Annotated in this window: 3 protein-coding genes and 1 pseudogene; 2 read left to right on the top strand and 2 right to left on the bottom strand. The window is 67.6% G+C overall.

Annotated features, from left to right (window positions below; translation table 11 throughout):
- Window positions 1-129: 129 nt before the first annotated feature.
- Window positions 130-942, top strand: a pseudogene (locus D8M29_RS11555) (IS481 family transposase); the annotation flags it as partial.
- 134 nt (window positions 943-1076) lie between these two features.
- Here D8M29_RS11555 and D8M29_RS11550 read toward each other — a convergent pair.
- A complete protein-coding gene (locus D8M29_RS11550) occupies window positions 1077-1325 on the bottom strand; it encodes an HTH domain-containing protein (protein ID WP_049147384.1) in 249 nt (82 codons plus the stop codon).
- A 12-nt stretch (window positions 1326-1337) separates the two neighbouring features.
- Between D8M29_RS11550 and D8M29_RS13865 the strand changes: the two genes are divergently transcribed.
- Window positions 1338-1511 carry a hypothetical protein gene (locus D8M29_RS13865; RefSeq protein ID WP_168165774.1) on the top strand — a complete coding sequence of 58 codons (174 nt, stop codon included), beginning with the start codon at window positions 1338-1340 and terminating at the stop codon, window positions 1509-1511.
- 404 nt (window positions 1512-1915) lie between these two features.
- Here D8M29_RS13865 and D8M29_RS11545 read toward each other — a convergent pair.
- A partial coding sequence (locus D8M29_RS11545; protein ID WP_148110963.1) for an integrase core domain-containing protein occupies window positions 1916-2047 on the bottom strand: 132 nt, incomplete at its 5' end.

The following is a 2047-nucleotide window of genomic DNA, read 5'->3' as shown; positions in this document are numbered from 1 at the left end:
GTTGGCCCGCTGCTCTAACCAGGACCCGGACACCCCCTCGACAACCGGAGCGAGCGCGGAGGTGATGCCGACCCTGGCCTGACTCTCATGCCTTGAAGGTCGTTACACCACTTCCAGGGACTTGACCGCCGGCCGTCCACGATGCCGACCAGAACACCGCCGGCGGTGGTGAAACAGATCGTGGCCGCCCGATGGCGCCGACGCCTGGGGCCGGCACAGATCGCTGGAGAACTCGGGATGCCGGCCTCCACCGTCCATGCCGTGCTCGTGCGCTGCCGGATCAACCGCCTCGCCCGTCTGGACCGGGTCACCGGCGAGCCGATCCGCCGCTACGAGCACCCCCACCCCGGGTCGCTGATCCACGTCGACGTCACCAAGTTCGGGCGCATCCCCGACGGGGGCGGACACCGATTCGTCGGGCGCCAGCAGGGCATGAAGCACCGCGCGGCGACCTCGGACCGCGAAGGAACCCGTGATGCCCGATACCAGCCCCGGCTCGGGGTGGGCTTTCTGCACACCGTGATCGATGATCACTCCCGCTTCGCCTATGTCGAGATGCACTCCGATGAACGCAGCCAGACGGCCATCGCGGTGTTGCGCCGCGCGGTCGCCCACTTCGCGCGCCTGGGTGTGGAGGTGGAGCGGGTGCTCTCGGACAACGGCTCGGCCTACCGCTCGCATGCCTGGCGTGATGCCTGCACCGAGCTCGGGATCAAGCCTAAGCGGACTCGGCCCTACCGGCCGCAGACGAACGGGAAGATTGAGCGGTTCCATCGCACGCTCGCTGACGGGTGGGCCTACGCCCGGTTCTATAGCTCAGAGACGGAACGCAGGGCCGCGTTGCCTGGATGGCTGCACTTCTACAATCATCATCGCGTCCACTCCGCGATCGGCGCCGCGCCTGCCACCCGGCTCAACAACCTCCCTGGACATCACACCTAGGCGATGCTGATGGCCGGTTGGCGTTCATCGCGGCCCTTAGGAGCTCGCACTTTGGAGTAGAGCACGTTTCCGTGTCAGAGCCTTCTGATGTCGCTGGTCCTCCGTTGAGACGCTGAGGGGCTTTCTTGCTGGTCTCAGTCGTCCTTGTGGATCGCGTAGTGCACCGTCCCGACGGTGACGCCTTCCTTGGCAGCAATGGCGCGCATGGAGAGCCCTTCCGCGCGCAGAGCACGAATGCGTTTATGGCGTGCGGCGGCGTCCGCCAAGTAGTCCGCGCGTTCCTGGGCGACGGTGCGGCGGATGGTGCGCGGCGAGACTCCGAATCGCTCGGCTAGCTCGCGGGCGGTCTGCTTGCGCTTGGCGCGCGTAGGGGTGCTGGTCATGCGTCCTCTCCCATGTGTGACGAGCCGAGCACGCCCAGCCCGGACGAGGTCGCTGCCGCGCGCACGCCGGCCGGCGGATGGACCAAGGCCCAGCTGGCCGCCTGGGGCGTGCCGTGGCTGCCACCGAAGGGCTGGCGCGCCGAGCTCGAGGAGCAGTGGAAGGCCCTGGGGCGACCCTTCGCCTGACTGCCGCACGCTCTCCCCGTGAGCCCCCGGCCTCCTTGGAGGAGCCGGGGGCTATCGCGTCCGCCCTCGCCGCTACCGTGAAGGCTCCAGTACACAGCACGGCGGGGTAGTGACCCGCCACGACAGAACAGCGAGGTCTCGTGCGACCCACGATCTTCACCCTCCGCGTCCTGAACTACGTCCACACCAACGGCCTCGTCGGCCAGCACCTGCGGGACATCCCCACTGAGGTGTGCCCACCCGACCGTGTCCAAGTCGCCGCCCGAGAGCTCATGCAGCTCGAGATGATCCCCAAGAACACCCCCTTGGCTGGCTGTATCCCGATTGCTGTCCTGCCCCGGTGTGCCTTCGACGCCGAGCGGGTTGCTCGGGCATACCCGCGCGTCGAGGCCCAGTGGCTGCTTCTAGATGTAGGAGGGCATGACGTTGTTGACTCGGGTCGGTGCCAGTGAGGCCGGAGGAGCGTCTCCGCAGGAGGTATGAGGCCGATGGTAGTTGTAGTGGTTCACCCACACCTGCAGGGCCTCACGCCGAGC

The sequence above is a fragment of the Micrococcus sp. HSID17227 genome, from assembly GCF_003989405.1.
In the GTDB taxonomy this organism is placed as follows: Bacteria; Actinomycetota; Actinomycetes; order Actinomycetales; family Micrococcaceae; genus Micrococcus; species Micrococcus luteus.
Note: the sequence above shows the minus strand (reverse complement) of the source record. Positions and strands in the feature narration are given on the sequence as shown.